The following is an 18,331-nucleotide window of genomic DNA, read 5'->3' on the forward strand; positions in this document are numbered from 1 at the left end:
CACAGATGCGAAGGGGACAGTGAAGCTGCGGCTAAATCAACGCTTTGCGGATACCTACATGAACCCCTCTAGGCACATGCACTTCCAGATAGGCCGCCTCTTTCCCCGTCAACGAGATCCAACCCAGTCCAGAAATCACAATGTCACGGGGCTCACCTGCCTCCACCTTCAGCGCATGCCGGGAAAAAGGAGGCAGATCGCTTCTGGCATCACCGCTCGGCGGCGCCAGAAGCTCGCCATGATGTTTGGCCATCAGTTGATCGGCGTTTGCCAACTTGGTTCGATGGATCTTCAGCCGATTGGACACGTAGACGATAAACGGCTGATGGTCGCCACGAACATAATCAATCCGCGCCAATCCGCCTAGAAACAATGTTTGTCCGTCGTTTAGCTGGTAGACTTTCGGGTTTACCCGGGCACTGGGCGTGATCAGTCGTAGATCACCTGGGGTGAGCATGTGGCCGATCTGATCCCGGTTGATGATGCCCGGTGTATCAACCAACACTCGTCCATCCTCTAGGGGGATCTCAATCTTGTCCAGCGTCGTACCGGGAAACGGCGATGTCGTAATATCCAGCTCCGAAGCTCCGTAGTCGTGTATAATCCGGTTGATCAGCGTCGATTTGCCGACATTGGTTACTCCGACAATGTAGACGTCCCGAAGACCGCGCAACTCGCCCATCCGGATCAGCAGCTCGTCAATCCCAATCCCTTTTTCCGCACTGACCAACAGAGCGTCAGCCGGCCGCAATCCTCGCTCTTTGGCTTCGTGCTGAAGCCAGTTGCGCACACGGTTCAGATTGATGTTTCGCGGCAGCAGATCCACCTTGTTTCCTACCAGCAGGATCGGGTTGGAACCGACGAAACGAGGCAGTCCTCGCAGCCAGGAGCCCTGAAAATCAAAGATGTCGACAACCATCACAACCAGGCTATCTGTCGCTCCGATTCCATTGAGAATCCGCAAAAAGTCGTCGTCATCCATGCTGACCGGGGCCACTTCGTTGTAATGTTTAATGCGAAAGCATCGTTGGCAGATAATCGGATCCCGCTCCAAGGCTGACCGGGGAACATAGCCGGGCTTTCCTTTATCTTCCGTTTGGATCTGTACTCCGCAGCCGACACACTGTCTGTCTGTCGACTCGGCTACGACTTGTTCTTCCACGAAATCATCCCTTTCCTGCGCATCCAGTACAGTGCTACCCGCTCCAGCCAGCGGTTGAAACGAGTCCAAAATCCGTCCGTGTCCGTCACCGGTACGACCAGGATTGTATAGAAACCGAGCAGGTTGCCCCCCAACACATCTGTAAACAATTGGTCTCCGATTACAACGGTCTCTTCGATCCGCACATTCATCTTCTCTACAGCGCGGATGAAAGCCTGACTCGTCGGTTTGCGGGCCGCCCAGATAAAGTTGACACCGAGCGGCTGGCAGAACGTAAGTACCCGTTCTTGCTTATTATTGGATACGACGGTCACTTGAATGCCGGCTTGACGCATCTCGGCGAACCATCGTTCCACTTCCGGGGTCGCCAGCGGGCGATCCCACTCCACCAGCGTGTTGTCCAAGTCGGTAATGATCGCTCGGATCTGCCGACTGCGCAGATCTTCCATGTTTATATCGTGAATGCTTTCTACAAACTCGTTCGGCATCAGTTTTCTGAGAAACACGAGACACCCCCGATTTTTCCCGCCCATCTCCGGGCAGCTTCAGCACCGTCCAGCGAAGGGCCAAACGATGAGGAACCTCTCCAACAGCAGTAGATATCGGCACTTACTATACCATATTCCTCCACTCTGTTGCAAAACAAAATGGCGCCTGCTCAGCGCCAACGATAGCGATTCATCGGCCGTCCCACCGACCCGTACTGTACTTGCAGCTCTACTTCACCGCTGCGCACCAGATACTCCAGGTAACGTCGGACAGTGACACGGGCCAAACCGGTCCCCTCCGCTACCTCCTCCGCCGATTCGGCACGCGCCCGCTCCCTCAGGTAGGCCGTAATCTGTTGCAGAGTCACTTCATTCAATCCCTTGGGCAGAGCCATCCCTGCTTCTGCCAGCACACTGCCGCTTCCCCTCAGATGATCGAGCTCATCCTGGTTAAACACTTCTGCCGCTCCCATCCGCATCTGCTGCAGCTTTACTTTTTCCAACGCTTCCTGAAAGCGCTCGAAACGAAACGGCTTGATCAGATAGTCGATCACTCCATAGCGAAATCCATCTTGGATGCGTTCGGCATCGCGGGCAGCTGTCAACATGACCACATCAGTCGGCAGTTCTTCCTGACGGATCTGTTTTAATACTTGGATGCCGTCCATATCTGGCAGAAAAATATCAAGCAGTACCAGCCGAGGGAGGAGCGAGCGGATTAATGACAGCCCGTCAAGGCCATTGGACGCTTCGCCGATCACCTGGAAACCGGGCAGGCGTTGGGCAAACTGTCTGTTTACCTCCAACACCATCGGGTCGTCTTCAATAATGACGATGGAGATCAATCTCCTCACCTCCTCGTTCCGGAACAAATGCGGGTGCAGGCAGGTAAATGAAAAATCTAGTCCCTACCCCTACCTCAGAATCGACTTCAATCGTTCCATGTTGAAAATCGACATACTGCCGAACCAAGGAAAGTCCGATTCCCTGTCCCCGCTCCCCTTTGGTCGTGAAACCATGTTCAAAGATTCGCTCGCGTATCTCGGGAGAAATACCGGTCCCGTTATCGACCACCTCGATCTCAATCCCATCTTCATTCCCCTCCAGGCGAAGCGAAACCTGTCCCCCTCCTGTACCGCTGCCAGCAGCAGCATCAATCGCATTTTCCAGCAGGTTGCCCAAAATAACCAGCAAGTCGTGCACCGCGATCGTCTCCGGCAGTTTCAGCAGTTGGGAGTCAGGATGCAGGGTCACTTGCACGCCCTGTTCACGAGCTCGGCTCATCTTGCCCAGGATGAGACCGGAAATGCTGTAATCGGCAATCCGCTTCGTCAAAAACCGGCTCTGCTCCTGCTGTTCTTCGGTAAAGGTCATGATCCGCTCGACGGCCTCGTCATAGCGGCGCAGTTGAATCAGACCAGCTATAGTGTGCAGCTTGTTCATGTACTCGTGGTTTTGCGCGCGCAGCGCATCCATGAGCTTTTTCACACCTGTCAGCTCTTCTGCTAACTTGTAGATTTCCGTGCGATCCTGGATCGTGGCGACGGCACCGACAATCTGTTTGTCCACGATGATCGGCACCCGGTTGACCAATACAATCGTGTCGTTCACGTACTGGATCTGCCGTTGATGACTTGTCCGATCCCGCATCACTTCAGGGAGGTTGCTGCCGGCCATCGCTTCATCAATCGGCCTTCCCAAGGCATCAGCTGTAATCCCCAGCAGTTGGCTGGCCTGTTCGTTAAATACCGTGATTCTCCCTTTCTGGTCGATGGCAATGATGCCCTCTCCAATCGATTCGATCAACGCCTCCCGCTCCTCCAGCAGACGGGCAATCTGCTCGGGCTCCATGTTGCGCATCTGCCGTTTGATTTTGTTGGCCAACAGCCAGGCACCGACCAGCCCAAGGCTTGTCCCGATAAACAGCGAGAGGTACAGATCGCCGCGGTATTCGCTCATGAACTTCAAAAAGGTAGGCACCATAATACCTACCACTACAACCCCCAATTGTTTTCGCCCCTCATCGTCCATCACCGGTACGAAAGCACGGATCGACTGGCCTTCTACGCCTACCGCTCTCGACACATAACTCTGCTCGGCCAGCGACGGTCCTTCATCACCGCCTTGAAACACCGTTCCGATCCTAGCTTCAAGAGGATGGGAGTAGCGGACTTTGTTCATGTCAAAGACGACGATATAATCCACTTTGGTTACCAGTCTGACCCGCTCCGCGATGGGTTGTATGATCCTCCAGCCCCTGAGGGACGACTGCAATCCTTCGCGAATCGTGGGGGACTGCGCCAGCGACTGGCCGATTGCCATCACCCGGTTGCCCAGTTCCTGTTCGTACGCTCTGGTTACTTTGCCGACGACCAGCAAATCTCCACTCACGACGGCTAATACGACAATCGCTGAGATCACGACAGCGATGCGCGTTCGCATGGTAATCGGCCACAACCGCAAGGCAGCTCCCCCTTTCTGCAAGACTAGATTATACGCAGGTTATTTGACATACTGAGTCAGATAGAGGGACAGGTCAGGCCAGACCACGATCACGGCTAGAATCATGACCATAATCAGAATAAACGGGGCCACCCCTCTCACTACGGTCTCCAGTTTTTCCTTGGCAATGCCGCTGACCACGAACAGGTTCAGCCCGACAGGCGGCGTGATCATCGCCAATTCCATGTTGACGGTCATAATAATGGCGAAGTGGATCACGTCGATCCCCATCTGTTTGATAATAGGGAGGAAGATAGGCAGTGTGATCAGGATTATGGCTACCGACTCTAAAAACGTACCCAAGATAAAGAATAATATATTGGCCGCAATCAGGAAAATCCATTTGTTTGTGATGCTTTGCGAGATCCACTCTGCCACTTGCTGCGGCACCTGCTCATTGGTCAGATAGAGGGCAAAGACCATCGCCGCCGAGATGATGAAAAAGATCATGGCGCTCGTATTAACCGTCTCTTTTACGATCTGGCGGAAGTCCGACCAGCGCATCTCCCGGTAAACAAATATGGAGATGATCAACGCATACAGCGAGGAAACAACCGCTGCTTCTGTCGGAGTGGCTACCCCGGTGTAGATACTGCCAAGGATGATCACCGGCAGCAACGCGCCCCAAACTGCTTTCAGCGACGAGCTTAGGCGTTCATCCCAACTGGCCTTCTCCAGTCTTCCGTAACCCTTCCTGCGGGCGAAGAGAATCGCAGACACCACAAGCACCAAGCCAAGCAAAATACCTGGCAGAATTCCAGCCATGAACAGCTTGCCGATCGATTCCTCTGCTACCGTACCATAGATGATCAGCGGAATCGAGGGGGGAATCAAGATGCCCAGTGTTCCTGATGCTGCCACGAGCCCCATCGCATACTTCTTGTCATAGCCAGCATTGACCATGCCTGGGATCATAATCGAGCCGATCGCTGCCGCAGTCGCCGGACTGGACCCAGAGATCGCCGCGAACAGCATGCAGGCCAGAATCGTCACCACCGACAGCCCACCCGGTAGGTGTCCCACCCAGGAACGCAGACATTCGATCAAATACTTGGAGATGCCGCCGCGCGCCATAATAATGCCGGCGAAGACAAACCCCGGAATCGCCATCAGGGTGGTGGCATCAAGGGAGGCGAAGATACGCTGTGGAATGGTATACATGGTGAACCCCTGCTGCCATAGCACAAAAATCGTGGACAGGGCCAGACTGACGAAAATCGGCACACGGAACAACAACAGAATGACGAATAAACTAAACAGAAGCAGTGTCATGTGTGCCCTCCTCCGGATGTGAACCGCCTTTTTTTAAGAGACGATAGATCTTTTCGATGAACCGAAGCCCAAGCATCACGCCTGCGAGCGGCAGAATCAGGTAGACGATCCACAGTGGTACTCCAACATCAGTCGATACTTGACCACTGACCACTCTCGCCATCACCAATACCCAGCCGTTGTAGGCGAGAAACACACCAAATATGAGTCCAACAAGATTGGCGAAAAGATCGGAACATTTTTGCAGTCCTTTGGGAAACTTATCGTACAGGAGATCCACGGAGATATGGTGGTTGTTGCGCAGTGCCATGCTGCCGCCGATCAGAATCCCCCAGATGACGAAGTATTTAAAGATTTCATCCACCCAGGCCTGCGGTGCGTTCATAAAGTAGCGCATAAAGACGCCGTACAGTGAGATCGCCAGTCCGATGACGAGCAGTGAACCAGAGAGAAGTTCCTCCAGGTTGTCCCACCATTTCTTGATTGTCTGCATCGTGTCGTTCTCCCTCCTTTTTACTCGTTAGATGGCAGGTAGGAAAGAACGCGGAACATCCCGTTCCGCGTTCTCTCAGAGTCCATCGTTACTTCAGAGCTTTCACTCCGTCAATATACTCTTGGCCGATTACTTCGGCAAACTCGGTGTACACCGGTTCAAACGCCTTTTGGAAAGCGGCACGATCCTCCGGAGTCAGTTCGGTTACTTCCATTCCGGCCTTTTTTAAGTTTTCGAAGCTTTGTTGATCCAATTCGGCAGCCAGCTGCCGCTCGTATTCGGTAGCTTCCTTCATCGCTTCTTCCAATGCTTTGCGGATATCTTCAGGCAAACCATCCCAGAACGATTTGTTTACCAGCACCACGTAGTCGAGGCGGCCGTGTTGGCTTACGGTCAAATACTTTTGTACTTCGGCGTATTTTTGCGTATCGATATTGTTAAACGTGTTTTCCTGCCCATCGACTGTGCCCTGCTGCAGAGCAGTGTAAGTCTCCCCAAACGGGATTGTTGCTGCCCCTGCCCCCAGCGCTGTAAACTGGGCTTCCAGCACCTTTCCGGCCTGGGTTCGGAATTTGAGACCGTTAAAATCTTCTGGCCTTTTCAGTGGGTGTTTGTTATTGGTGAAGTTCTTGAAACCGTTTTCCCACATCGCCAAGCCAAGAATCCCCTGCGGCTCGAGTGAACTCATCAGCTTTTTGCCCAGATCGCCGTCCCAGAACTGCAGCACAGCTTCCCGACCGTTGAACAGGAATGGGAGGTCAACAATCTGGAAGGAAGGCACAAACCCAACCAGTTTGGTCACAGATGGAGCGACCATTTGCACGTTATTGGCCTGCAGCGCATCCATCTCATCTTTGTCCCCGTACAACTGGGAAGACGGGAATACCTCTACCTTGACGCGATTGTTCGTCTTTTGCGCCGCCAGTTCGGCAAACTTCTCGGCAGCTTTTCCTTTTGGACTCTCCGCAGTGGTAACATGCGAGAATTTCAAAATGATCGGCTCACCACTGTCAGCAGATTGGCTTCCTCCACCACTGCTAGGCGCCCCGCATCCTGCCGCTGTCAGCACAAAAGCGGTGGACAGAACGGCAATGAGTGTGCGCTTTACCCATGCTCCTTTTTTCATCTACTTGCTCCCCCTTCATTTTTACCTTTTTGTATGGTGGCAGGTTTTCGTCAAGGCGCCGGCAAATGAAGCGCTTTCACGAAAACCGGGTCCCAACTCGTCAGTTCGCTTTGGTATAGCGGTTGAAAGAACTGTTTCCAATGGCGCTTCTCGTCGGGCGTCAGTCTGTAGATGGAGATGCAGTCACAGGCCTTGATATAGTCCAACTGCTCCCTGTTGATCTGCTCTGCCATCTGTCGCTCCCACAGTGTCACCTCTCTGATCGTCTCCACGAAAGTTTGGCGAATCTCATCCGGCAGTCGCTCCCAAAACTCTCCGTTCATCAGCACCAGGTAGCCTAGATAACCGTGATTGCTGATCGTTAAATGATCTTGAACCCGATAAAAGCGCTTGGTGTAAATATTGGAGATCGTGTTTTCCTGACCATCCAACTGGCCTTTTTCCAATGCCAGATAAACGTCATTAAAGGACATCTCCAACGGCTTTGCACCCAACATGGCAAACTGCTTGTTCAGCACTTTGGACGGCATGATCCGCACCCTCATTCCCTGCATGTCGGAAGGGACATGGATCGGTCGGGGAGAACTGGTAAACTGCTTAAAGGCGTTATCCCAAAAAGCGAGAGGAACCAGTCCTTTCTGCTCGATCATTTCTGTCAGGCGACGTCCTGCTTCCCCGTCCAGTACCCGATGATAGTCAGTGAGTGACGGGTAGAGAAAAGGAAGATCGAACGCTTCCACTTCCGGAGCAAGCTCTGAGAGCTTTGACAAACTGGGAGCAATCATCTGGATATAACCTTCCTGAAGCGCTTTCAACTCCTCATAGTCACTGTACAAGGAACCGTTTGCAAACACCTGCACTTCGACGCGTCCATTGGTCCGCTCCTTCATCAGCGCGGCAAAACGCCTGGCCGCTTGACCCTTGGGCGTATCCTCGCCCACCACATGGGAAAAGCGGATGATCAGCTTCTCTGCTTCACTCACCTGTTCGTAATCGGTCGCCTTTCGACCACAGGAGACAAGCAGTGCTGCAGCCAGGATGAGGAAGAACAGGGCAGCTATCCTTCGGAAGCGTTTGCAAACATGGGGTACCTGCATCCCGCAACGCTCCTTTCCTGATTCAGAAGTATAAACTGTTCACGTTTTGTTCACAATTTTTGTCCATATTGATCTTTTTGCTCTTTTTGGTCTTGCTTTACACATAAAAAACTCAGTCCAAATTGGACTGAGATCTTCTTTTCTGCATCAGACGTTTTACTTTTTCCGTCGGTGACCAGCAGCGGAACTGATACTCCGGCCGTGTCTCGTAGGTTAGCCGGGCGCAGCGGTAGCTGGTTTGGCCAGCCTCTTTTACCACGCGGAAATGTTGGCAAGTGGCGCAGCAGTGAAAACGATTGTTCAGTTTGGCTCACCTTTTCCCATCAGTCGATAACGATTCCTGGCAACCCAGGCATATCCTCTCTCACCGAGCCAGGACGCGCCCGGCAGATATAACAGCGGTTTGGCGAAGCCTAGCCATGTGTAGCCGATCAGGACGCGGACAGCGTAAAAACCGTGGAAATGTCGTCCGTCTCCCGTCTCAACAGCCATCGTCTCGCCGCAGCCCTTGCCGTCCAGCCCGCAGGCGGGTGCGTCGGTGTAATGCCGCCAGACGACTGCTGACGGATTGCGGGCCAACCGCAGATACCACGTTCTCAACCGCTGGCAGAGATGACAATGACGATCGTAATACACGGTCACCCGTCTCATCCGTTCAACCTTCTTTCCAGTGTTGTTGAAACCGGCGCTGGTGCCATTCTTTCGATTCGTCTTCATTATCTCCCCCATGCGCCATTATTTCAACAGTTTTGCCGCTTCCATTCCCAGTTTCCGCAGCAGCATAATCGCCTGCTCCTTTTCGGCGGCACTCAATCCGCTGACAGCAAGGCGGAGCGCCTGTGCATGAACAGGAAAAATCTGTTCGATCAAGGACCGTCCCTTTTCCGTCAATTCGGCATGAGTGACCCGCCGATCGTGTGGACAAGGCTGTCGGTTGATCATGCCGTTCTGTTCCAACTTGTCTATCACATAAGTTACACTGCCGCTCGCCAACAGAATACTGGCGCCGATCTGCTGAAGCGGCTGCGGTCCTTTGTGGTACAGCAGTTCCAATACAGAAAATTCCGTTGGATGAAGTCCGTGCGACTTGATGTCCCGCAGGGAGTGTTCTGTCACGCTGCGGAAAGCACGAGAAAAAACGCGATATAAGTGAAGCGCCTGCTCCGTTTCCTGCTCTAGTCCTGCCACTGTGCATCCTCCTCGACACATGATAGTGTCTGCTTGAGATATCTTACTGGAAAGTGGCACCTCCGTCAAACCGTCCTACATTCCGCTCTTGACGAGGTTCGCGGTATCGTCATATAATTTCACCGTGTCATAATATCTCGAATTCGAGATATTCGAATTCAGAGTATTGGAGGAATCACAATGGCAAAAGTCTTAATCGTTTATTACAGTGCTTATGGCCATATCTTTGACATGGCCAAAGCTGTCGCCGAAGGAGCCAAACAGATTGCCGGTACGGAAGTGAAGATCGCCAAAGCGCCAGAGTTCCCGGTGGTGAAAGAGGCGATGTCCGGTCAAGAGCCTTATGTACACGCCCAGCAGCAGCAAGCAGACATTCCGGACGTAACGCAGGAAGATCTGACTTGGGCAGACGCGATCATCTGGGGCGTTCCCACCCGCTACGGCATGATGCCGGCACAGATGAAGCAAGTGCTGGACGCAGCTGGCGGTCTGTGGGCAACTGGCGCACTGGAAGGGAAGCCAACAGCTGTCTTTACCAGCACGGGCTCCATCCATGGCGGACAGGAGTCAACCATACTGACTACACTGGTTCCACTGCTCCACTTCGGGATGATTTTTGTCGGACTGCCATACGGAGAGAATAAAGAACAGCTCACTGCTGAGGGGATCGGCGGTTCGCCTTATGGCGCTTCCACCGTGGCTGGTCCCGATGGATCCCGTGCACCAGTGGAAGCCGAACGGACCATGGCTTCCCGTCTGGGCGCCCGTGTAGCACGTGTCGCAGCCGCTCTTGCAGCAGCGAAATAATACGGCCAACATCAAACTGACAGCCGCCCGTGTCCTGACTCGGGCGGCTGTGTTGCTTACTTGAACCCTCTCTTCGCTTTCGGCAGCAAGATCTGTTGAAAGGCTTGATCGTGTTCTTGGTAAAACGCTTCTTCAAAGCCTCGTCCTGCCTGATTGGTATAGCTGGCCTTGGCATACATCAACGTATCTGCGGGAGCCTTCAGCATTGTCTTGCCCATCTGAACGGCCTGCTGCAAGACGTCATCGTCCGTAGTCAACTGATTGACTAATCCGATCCTGTACGCTTCTTTTGCATCGATGCTGCGACCTGTAAAACAGAGTTCCCGCGCCCTGCCCTCTCCGACGATCCAGCGCAGTGGGGTGAGCAGAGGCGGCGCGCCAAACGCAATCTCCGGATGGCCAAACCGTGCAGAACGGCAGGCAAGCCGGACATCACACAGGACAGCCAGATCAAATCCGCCTCCCATGGCTGGTCCGTTAATCGCTGCGATGATTGGTTTTGGATAGTACCACACATCGCGATGATAGCGAGAAGAAGAGGCAAGCAGCTCGTCAAACAACTCTGAATCCTCAAACTCTGTCAGATCAAAACCCGCAGAAAAGCTGCTTCCCGCACCGGTGATGATCACCACGCCCACAGCAGGGGCGTCCCTCCACTGATCCAAACAAGCTGCAATCTCTTTGCGCATCTTGATGTTGATCGCGTTACGCCGTTGGGGCCGCTGCAATGTCAGGATGCCGATGCCCTCGCTCTGTTCCGCGGTTATTGTTTGATACGCCATTTTTCCAACCCCCAGTCCAGTCTTTTATACCATTATATGATAGACGAACTGGCTGCAGGAGCACGCGATCGCTTGCGGGAGGAAAAGATTCGTGCACAACCTTTACAGATCAAAGGATACAGCAACTGTTTGCCCGCGGGAAAACCGTTCCCCAACACCTGCCGCCACTTCCAGTACGGTCTGCCCGACGCGTACGGAATACAATAGCTCCTTGCCCTGAAACTGCACGTGTTCCACCGTGCCGACAAGCGGCCTCTCGGTCTGAACGTCATCTGCCTCTCTGAATAGGCGAATCTGCTCGGGTCGAACCGGGAGCACACCCTGCTCACGGAAGGAGTGAACATCGATCCGAGGACGCAGGGAAACACCTAGTCCGTCATCGACAGGAAAGATGAACGTCTGAGGATCGCTCCAGTGACCCTGAAGAAAGTTGGCCCGTCCCACGAACTTGGCGACAAACGATGTCTGCGGCTGATAGTAGATCGCTTCCGGTGTGCCTTCCTGTTCGATCCGCCCCTCCTTCATCACGACGATACGATCCGCCATCGCCAATGCTTCCGACTGATCGTGGGTGACATAGACGATCGAGGTACCCAGTTCGCGATGAATCTCCTGAATCTCTTTGCGCATCTGCATGCGCAGATCGGCGTCGAGACTGCTCAGCGGTTCGTCCATCAACAGCAGCAGCGGCTCAAAGACGATTGCTCGAGCCAACGCTACCCGCTGCCGCTGCCCGCCGGATAGCTGACCCGGATAGCGATGCTCATACCCGCCCAAGCCGACGATCTCCAGCACTTCCCGCACCCGCGCCTCCGGATTGTCACGATAGGCAGGAGGCACATCTGACTGATGACGCAGTGGAAAGGCAACATTTTGCAGGACTGTCATGTGCGGCCAGAGTGCGAACGATTGGAACACCATGCCGATTCGCCGTTGCTCGGGAGGCAGACTTCTCCCTTCAGCAGCTACCCGCTGGTCACGGATCCAGATCTCCCCCGAACTGGGCGTTTCAAATCCGGCAATCAAGCGCAAAAGCGTCGTTTTCCCGCAGCCACTGGGGCCGAGCAGAGCGACAAACTGACCGGCTCCAACCGTCAGATCCAGATTGTGCAGCGCCTGCACAGAACCAAATGATTTGCTGATACTATTTAATGTTGCGCTGTTACTCATGAGAACCCCTCCTCTCCCATCGTTGTCTCAGCCAGTATCCGCCTGCGATCGCCATCCCGATCAGCAGCACCAGCAGTGTGGAAAAGGCGGTACTGTATACAGTGGAGCCTGCCTGCTCCAGACTGAAGATCATCACGCCAATCGTTTCCGCACCTGACGACCAGAGCAGCGAAGAAACGGTTAGTTCACTCAGCGAGGTGAGAAAGACGAGAAACGCTCCCGTCAGCATACCTGGCAGATACAGCGGCAGCAAAACGGACCGCCAACGAGCGAGACGTCCTGCCCCATTGATCCGGGCCGCTTCTTCCACCTCGTGATGTACTTGCAGAATCGTGGAGGCGCTGCTTTTCACCTGCAGGATCAGAAACCGGGTGACGTAGGCGATCAAGATCAGCCAGATCGTCCCGTAAACACCTGGGCTCCAGCCGGGCAGCGGCTCGATCCAGGTCAGTATCATCGCCAGACCCAGAACCATACCGGGAAGCGCATAAGGGACGGAAACAGCACCTTCCAGGCCTTTTGCCAACGTGTCGCGGCTCTTGATCCGCCAATAGGCGAGCAGGGTGCCGACCACCACGCAGATCAAGGTAGTCAATCCGGCCAGCATCAAGCTGTTGAGAATCGCCTGCTTGGTAGACTGATTGCCGGCGATGACAAACCAGAAGTTGTCAAGTGTTACGTTTTCCGGGGTAAATGGCAGCCCGTAGGCTCGAATCAATGCCGTGTGGAACATCGCAAAAAAGGGTACGATGCTGGTCAACAGCAAAAACCCCCAGACCAGACTCTCCACCCAGATCCGCCTTCTGCCAAGCGAGAAGCGGACCGACTTGTCGTCCGACTGGGTATGATCCGCCTTTGCCCGGCGGACGATCAGCCACTGCAGCCCACTGCCGGCCAGGGCAACGGTTCCCAATAGGGTGGACAACACGGCAGCGCGTGAAAAGGCGTCTGGACCAAATCCGGCTACCTGTTCGTAGATCAGAGTAGATATAACAGAAATCCCCTCCGGAATCCCCAAAAAAGCAGGAATGCCAAAGTTGTCCAGACTGGAGACAAAGGCCAGCAGTCCTCCTCCGGCGATCCCCGGCAGGGCCAGCGGCAGAGTCACCTTGGCAAATACCTGCCACTGTCTGGCGCCAGATGACCGAGCGGCCCATTCCAGATCACGCGGAATCCGGTAGAGGACAGCCAGCGTGAGCAGATAGACGAGTGGGTAGTGGCTTAAACCCATCAGTACGATAATTCCGTCCAAACCGTATACGTTCCAGAGCACTAGATGCTCCCCCGCTAGCTGGGCTGCCCATTTGTTGAGCAGACCGGTCGGCCCGGCCAATTGTGTCCAGGCCAAGGTGGTGATGTAGGACGGAATAATAAATGGCATCAGTGCCAACAGATGAATCCAGCCCTTCCCGCGAATGTCGGTATAGGCACAAATCCAGGCTAGACCGACACCAATCACAAGTGACAACACGGTGGAACCAGCGACGGCCCATAAGGTATTGTCCAGCGCCAGCCAGGTCCGCTGATCGCGCAGCACTTCGGCAAAATGGACACCGCTCCATCCTTGATTCGTCTCCACGCTTAAAAGCAGCAGCCGGATGATCGGATAGACGAAAAAAAATCCGATCACAAGGGTACTCAACCACTTGATCAGTATGACAGCGGAAAGCGGGGGAAATCCCCAACTCCCCCGCCGTTCCAGGCTCTGTACATCGCTCTTGATCGATGCCAGTTTAGTTTCCACCCATCATCTCTCCAAAACGCTTTTTATCTGCTTCGCGCGTCTTTTCCAGTTCAACCGGATCGGCCGACAGGATCTTCATTTGATCAATCGGGACAAGTCCTGCGGGCGGTTCTACTCCTTTGCGAATCGGTGTGTATCCGATGGAAGCGGCCAACTTTTGACCTTCCTCCGATAGTACGAAATCGACAAATGCCTTCGCCGCATCGGGGTTCTGCGTCTCTTTGAGGATACCGATCGGTTCGGTGATAACCGGCACACCTTCTTTGGGGTAGATCAAATCGACCGGCGATCCTTCTTGTTTCGCCCGAGCAGCCAGGAAGTCGACGATCATCCCATATGCTTTTTCACCGCCCGCAACGCTTTTCAGTACGGCACCGTTTCCTTTTGTCACCGTCACCTCATTTGCCTTCAACTGCTCATAGAAGTCCCAGCCGAACGTCTCCTGCCGAGTGAGCACGCCCAGATTGTAGGCGGCTGCCCCTGAATACAGAGGGCTTGGCATCAGTACTTTGCCACTGTTGGCAGGGTCAGCCAGCACCTGCCAACTATCTGGCCTCTCTTTCACCTGAGTGGTGTTGACGATCATCGCTGTGGCCATTACTTTTGTGCCATAGTACGTGCCGTCAGGGTCACGCAGTTCTGTCGGAATCTGGTCTGCTTCCGGAGACTGGTAGGAGAGCAGCAGGTCCTGCTGTTTCAAGCCGACAAATGTAGGGGCGTCTGCTACCAGCAGCACATCCGCTTTGACGCTGCCCGCTTTTGCCTCTGCAAGCAAGCGGCTGATCACTTCTTCCGTACCGGAACGGAACAACTCTACCTTTACATCGGGATATTTTTTGGTAAAGGCATCAATCAGAGCGGCGGCATCCGCATCTGGCTGTGACGTGTAAAACGAAAGGGTTCCCACCACTGCCGGGGCCGCTTCTGTTTGCTGTGCAGCCTGTTCACCCGAACTCGTATTCGTCGTCGCTGCCGGGGCTTGTCCCGTCGCAGACTGTCCGCCCGCGCCGCATCCCGCTAGCATCACGGTGGCGGCGATCAGGCTTAGTGTCAACTGCCATCCTTTTTCCCACATACGTTTCATCTTTTTGTTCCTCCTCTATCGGGTGGCTGGAGCCGTTCCCGCTTTTTCTTGAAACCACTTGGCCATTTTGCTTTTCATTGCCGCATTGGTCATATTGAGCTGTAGCGGCGTGATCGTGACGGAGCCGTTTTGCAATTGGTGAAAGTCGTTCTCCTCTACATGCGGCGGCAGTTCGACGAGATTGTCTTTCAACCAGTAGCAGAGGTATCCGTGTGGATCGTTGAGTCCGACATACTGGTAGCGTAGGACGTCCATGCCCAGCGAGGTAACGGATACGCCACGCACCATCTCCTTGGTCAGGTAGGGCAGATTGATGTTTAACACGGTATCGGGGGCGTACTTATGCTGCAGCAAGGTCTCAAACAGATCGTAGGCGACTGGTTCAACCAAGCTGTAATCGGCATTTTTCTTCATCGTAGCCAGCGACACAGCCATTGACGGAATCTGGTACATCGCCCCTTCCACCGCTGCCGAAATCGTCCCAGAGTAGAATACATCGCGCCCCAGATTGGGTCCTGCATTGATGCCGGAGATCACGTAGTCCGGCTTTTCTTTGAGGATCACTTCCACCGCCATCTTGACACAGTCCGCTGGCGTCCCGTTGACCGCCCACGCTGGGCAGGTTGTATTGAAAAAGTTGACCTTGTTTGCCTTGAGCGGCGCCTTGAGCGTTATCGCATGACTGATCGCGCTTCGCTCCTGGTCGGGACAGACAACATAGACTTCGCCAAATGAGCGCAGCACCTCAACCAGGCTGTGGACGCCGTTGGCAAAGATACCGTCATCATTGGTAACGAGAAATTTTAACGTCATATCGGCTTCGACTCCAATCTCGGGGATAACACGTTGGGATGATGGGTTTGTAGATACCGGATATTTGCCTGCAAGACTTCCAATTGTTTGGAAAAATCGATCCCTTCCACCACCACCGGTTGCTCTGCAGCGAAAAGGGTGGGCAAGATCGAAGTGAGCTCGATCTCCCCTGCGCCAAGCGGCAGATGCAGCCGTTGTAACGTCGCGTCGCTGATGTGGATTTTGCTGATGGAAGAAAGTTCCTGGTAAAAGCGAAGTGCTGATCTGTCCAGCGGGACATGAGCGATGTCAAACGTCGTCGCAACCGGGTAGGGAATGGCCTCCAGCAGTCGATTGACCTCCACCGGAGTGACGATAAACTCCCGCTTAATCGGTTCAATATGCTCGATCGACAGCGTCAGTTCCCTCTCCATCGCTTCCTTTGCCAGGATCGAAAAGCTGTCGATCAGAACTTCCCTGTGCCAGTCCAGCCATTCGGCAGTCAAGGTAAGCCGCCCAGGATGGACGGTCACATTTTTTGCTCCCAACTGATCGGCCAGGACAAGTGAGCGGGACAATTCCAATAGCGATGCCCTCCGAATGCCGCTGTTCAGCGAACAGGGATTGAGATCCCAACTGGCCGCGTGCAGGGAAAGCGACAGCCCCAGTTGCCTGGCCAGCTTGCAGATATCTGCTGGTTTGCTATCGTAGTACCACAGATGCTCCGCCCAGATCTCCACACCCTGAAATCCCAATCTATGGGATCGTTCCAGCACTTCCTCTAACGGGTAAGCCCACAGTAATGTGGACGAGACGTAAACCAATACCACCACTCCTTCACCTCAGGGGGAATCATCACACTGCCGATCGGAAACGGATTGCGCGAACCGTGTCCGTGAAAATCGCTTCCCCCTGAGACGATGAGGTGATGATGGTCGGCGATCCGTTTCCAGTGTTCCGTCTGTGCTTCCGTATGTTTGGAATAGTAAACCTCCACACCGTCAATTCCGCTCTCGACGAACCGGCTGAATGCTACCTCAAACCGATAGATCCCGGGATGGGCGAGGATCGCAATCCCTCCCGCCTGTTGGATCAGCCGGATGGCATCCTCTGCCGTAAAGGTCGGACGCGGCACATAAGCAGGGGCACCTTTGGCAAGATAACGGGAAAACAGTGCTTCCGGGTCGCTTCCGTAGCCATGGGTCGCCAGCGTCTCGGCAATATGGGTGCGTACAACCACTCCCCCTCTGGCCCGCTGCAAACACTCCTCAAAGGGCACCTCCATGCCAAGCCGCCCCAACTGATGGACAATCTCTTGTGCCCAATCGAGCCGTTCCTGTCTTCTTCTGGCCAGGGCGCCCTGCAGCACCGGGCTGTCAGGATCGAACCCATACCCCAAGATGTGCACTTCTCCGTGCGGACCATCGGTATTCAGTTCAATGCCAGGCAGCAGCCGCACACCAGCCTGCGCCGCATCTCCCCGACAGGCTGCATACCCGTCGATCGTGTCGTGGTCGGTGATCGCGATCAGGCCTACCTCACGCCGCTGCGCTTCCTGCAACAGATCTTGTGGTTCCATCAGACCATCCGATGCTGTCGTATGCATGTGCAGATCAATCAGTTGCCAACCCCCCTCTCTTCTGTTCTGCCAGTCAACCCTTATCACACATGGTAGCGTGATTGTTTTAATCTCCAGTGAAACGGGCAACAAGAGTTTTTGAAGGATCTGTGTGGATGTTCACCATTTCCTAAAAAATGAAAAAAGCCGATGCAGACACGCATGGTGCGGGTTTTCCCACCGCATTGCTCGGTCTGAAACGGCTTTTTGTGATTTTATTGTAAAGATTTTACGGTTTTTTTACAGAGTTCTACTCGTGTCCGCCTATTGAGGGCTGTCGTCAGAACTCATTTCGTGAACCTTCTGCAAGTTCTGCAATTCATTTACCGTAACAAATCTGTACCCTTCTTTAGACAAAGCAGCTAGAATCCCTTCGATTGCTTCCAGTTCGCTGCCTGTCGTGTCATACATAGGATGCAACAAAATAATGGAGCCTGGTTTCACGTTTTTTTGTACATATTCCACCTTCTCTGTTGCAGTCGAGTAATAACTGTCCGGTTCCAGATTCCACATGATCGTTTGGATCTGATGTGTTTTCAAATAGTAGGGCAATGCAACCAGTTTTTTGCCATTTGGTGGGCGGAAGTCGAGTTCCCCTTCATAGCCTGTTTTCCGGATTAGTTGACTGGTCTTTTCGATGTCCTTCTCGATGAAGGAGAGACTTTTAAAAATCATTGGTTGATGGGAGTACGTATGATTCCCCAGTTGGTGCTCCGCTTTTGCTATTTTTTCTCCCAGTGCAAGGTTTTTCTCCAACTCGCTTCCGATCACGAAAAAGGTGGCCTTCGCCTTGTATTGATCCAAAAGAGGCAGGATTTGCGCTACATTTTCTGTCGGGCCGTCATCGAATGTTAACGCCACCACTTTTTGATCCGTTTCCACATAACTGGTCAATTCTCCAAATAACTGATAGGTTCTTGAATTCATCAATCGATATCCGCCGTATAACAGCAGTGAACACGAGAGCAGCACAACGCATAACAAGATCATTCTCTTTTTCATCTGT

Annotated in this window: 20 protein-coding genes; 1 reads left to right on the forward strand and 19 read right to left on the reverse strand. The window is 53.6% G+C overall.

Going from position 1 to position 18,331, the window contains the following annotated elements; genetic code table 11:
• Positions 1-31: 31 nt before the first annotated feature.
• The 11 genes from yqeH to LOK74_RS12515 form a co-directional block, all read right to left on the reverse strand.
• Positions 32-1,162 (reverse strand): ribosome biogenesis GTPase YqeH, encoded by a 1,131-nt coding sequence (gene yqeH / locus LOK74_RS12465; RefSeq protein ID WP_230042368.1) that lies wholly within the window; start codon positions 1,160-1,162, stop codon positions 32-34.
• Positions 1,144-1,668, reverse strand: a complete 525-nt coding sequence (locus tag LOK74_RS12470) for a YqeG family HAD IIIA-type phosphatase (protein ID WP_230042369.1) — start codon at positions 1,666-1,668, stop codon at positions 1,144-1,146. Before LOK74_RS12470 ends, yqeH begins: the two co-directional genes overlap by 19 nt.
• A 152-nt stretch (positions 1,669-1,820) precedes the next feature.
• The gene (locus LOK74_RS12475; RefSeq protein ID WP_420908663.1) at positions 1,821-2,495 is read right to left on the reverse strand and encodes a response regulator; all 675 of its coding nucleotides are present in this window, start codon (positions 2,493-2,495) and stop codon (positions 1,821-1,823) included.
• Positions 2,473-4,113 carry an ATP-binding protein gene (locus LOK74_RS12480; protein ID WP_230042371.1) on the reverse strand — a complete coding sequence of 547 codons (1,641 nt, stop codon included), beginning with the start codon at positions 4,111-4,113 and terminating at the stop codon, positions 2,473-2,475. The genes LOK74_RS12475 and LOK74_RS12480 overlap by 23 nt, the downstream gene beginning before the upstream one ends.
• Positions 4,114-4,152: 39 nt before the next feature.
• Entirely contained in the window at positions 4,153-5,424 is a 1,272-nt protein-coding gene (locus tag LOK74_RS12485) for a TRAP transporter large permease (RefSeq protein ID WP_230042372.1), read from the reverse strand.
• Positions 5,405-5,917 carry a TRAP transporter small permease gene (locus LOK74_RS12490; RefSeq protein WP_230042373.1) on the reverse strand — a complete coding sequence of 171 codons (513 nt, stop codon included), beginning with the start codon at positions 5,915-5,917 and terminating at the stop codon, positions 5,405-5,407. The genes LOK74_RS12485 and LOK74_RS12490 overlap by 20 nt, the downstream gene beginning before the upstream one ends.
• Before the next feature lie 88 nt (positions 5,918-6,005).
• Positions 6,006-7,043 (reverse strand): TRAP transporter substrate-binding protein, encoded by a 1,038-nt coding sequence (locus LOK74_RS12495; protein ID WP_230042374.1) that lies wholly within the window; start codon positions 7,041-7,043, stop codon positions 6,006-6,008.
• Positions 7,044-7,093: 50 nt separating this feature from the next.
• A complete protein-coding gene (locus tag LOK74_RS12500; RefSeq protein ID WP_230042375.1) occupies positions 7,094-8,140 on the reverse strand; it encodes a DctP family TRAP transporter solute-binding subunit in 1,047 nt (348 codons plus the stop codon).
• Positions 8,141-8,252: 112 nt separating this feature from the next.
• Positions 8,253-8,444, reverse strand: coding sequence for a hypothetical protein (locus LOK74_RS12505; RefSeq protein ID WP_230046994.1), 192 nt, complete (start codon positions 8,442-8,444; stop codon positions 8,253-8,255).
• On the reverse strand, positions 8,441-8,857 hold the full coding sequence (locus LOK74_RS12510) for a thiol-disulfide oxidoreductase DCC family protein (RefSeq protein ID WP_230042376.1): 417 nt from the start codon (positions 8,855-8,857) through the stop codon (positions 8,441-8,443). The genes LOK74_RS12505 and LOK74_RS12510 overlap by 4 nt, the downstream gene beginning before the upstream one ends.
• A gap of 18 nt (positions 8,858-8,875) precedes the next feature.
• Positions 8,876-9,349 (reverse strand): MarR family winged helix-turn-helix transcriptional regulator, encoded by a 474-nt coding sequence (locus LOK74_RS12515; RefSeq protein WP_420908664.1) that lies wholly within the window; start codon positions 9,347-9,349, stop codon positions 8,876-8,878.
• Between the two features lie 159 nt (positions 9,350-9,508).
• Between LOK74_RS12515 and wrbA the strand changes: the two genes are divergently transcribed.
• On the forward strand, positions 9,509-10,135 hold the full coding sequence (gene wrbA / locus LOK74_RS12520) for an NAD(P)H:quinone oxidoreductase (RefSeq protein ID WP_230042378.1): 627 nt from the start codon (positions 9,509-9,511) through the stop codon (positions 10,133-10,135).
• A gap of 56 nt (positions 10,136-10,191) precedes the next feature.
• On the opposite strand, the gene LOK74_RS12525 is transcribed toward wrbA, so the two are convergent.
• The 8 genes from LOK74_RS12525 to LOK74_RS12560 all read right to left on the reverse strand — a co-directional run bounded on the left by LOK74_RS12525 (position 10,192) and on the right by LOK74_RS12560 (position 18,327).
• On the reverse strand, positions 10,192-10,917 hold the full coding sequence (locus LOK74_RS12525; RefSeq protein WP_230042379.1) for an enoyl-CoA hydratase/isomerase family protein: 726 nt from the start codon (positions 10,915-10,917) through the stop codon (positions 10,192-10,194).
• Between the two features lie 102 nt (positions 10,918-11,019).
• Positions 11,020-12,087, reverse strand: coding sequence for an ABC transporter ATP-binding protein (locus LOK74_RS12530; RefSeq protein ID WP_230042380.1), 1,068 nt, complete (start codon positions 12,085-12,087; stop codon positions 11,020-11,022).
• A complete protein-coding gene (locus LOK74_RS12535; protein WP_230042381.1) occupies positions 12,080-13,831 on the reverse strand; it encodes an ABC transporter permease in 1,752 nt (583 codons plus the stop codon). The genes LOK74_RS12530 and LOK74_RS12535 overlap by 8 nt, the downstream gene beginning before the upstream one ends.
• Entirely contained in the window at positions 13,821-14,915 is a 1,095-nt protein-coding gene (locus LOK74_RS12540; protein ID WP_230042382.1) for an ABC transporter substrate-binding protein, read from the reverse strand. The genes LOK74_RS12535 and LOK74_RS12540 overlap by 11 nt, the downstream gene beginning before the upstream one ends.
• Before the next feature lie 15 nt (positions 14,916-14,930).
• The gene (gene surE, locus LOK74_RS12545) at positions 14,931-15,728 is read right to left on the reverse strand and encodes a 5'/3'-nucleotidase SurE (RefSeq protein WP_230042383.1); all 798 of its coding nucleotides are present in this window, start codon (positions 15,726-15,728) and stop codon (positions 14,931-14,933) included.
• A complete protein-coding gene (locus LOK74_RS12550) occupies positions 15,725-16,537 on the reverse strand; it encodes a sugar phosphate isomerase/epimerase family protein (protein WP_230042384.1) in 813 nt (270 codons plus the stop codon). The genes surE and LOK74_RS12550 overlap by 4 nt, the downstream gene beginning before the upstream one ends.
• Positions 16,489-17,286, reverse strand: a complete 798-nt coding sequence (locus LOK74_RS12555) for a PHP domain-containing protein (RefSeq protein WP_230042385.1) — start codon at positions 17,284-17,286, stop codon at positions 16,489-16,491. The genes LOK74_RS12550 and LOK74_RS12555 overlap by 49 nt, the downstream gene beginning before the upstream one ends.
• A gap of 303 nt (positions 17,287-17,589) precedes the next feature.
• Positions 17,590-18,327 (reverse strand): polysaccharide deacetylase family protein, encoded by a 738-nt coding sequence (locus tag LOK74_RS12560; RefSeq protein ID WP_230042386.1) that lies wholly within the window; start codon positions 18,325-18,327, stop codon positions 17,590-17,592.
• Positions 18,328-18,331 lie beyond the last annotated feature (4 nt).

The organism is Brevibacillus humidisoli, from assembly GCF_020923435.1.
Classification (GTDB): domain Bacteria; phylum Bacillota; class Bacilli; order Brevibacillales; family Brevibacillaceae; genus Brevibacillus_E; species Brevibacillus_E humidisoli.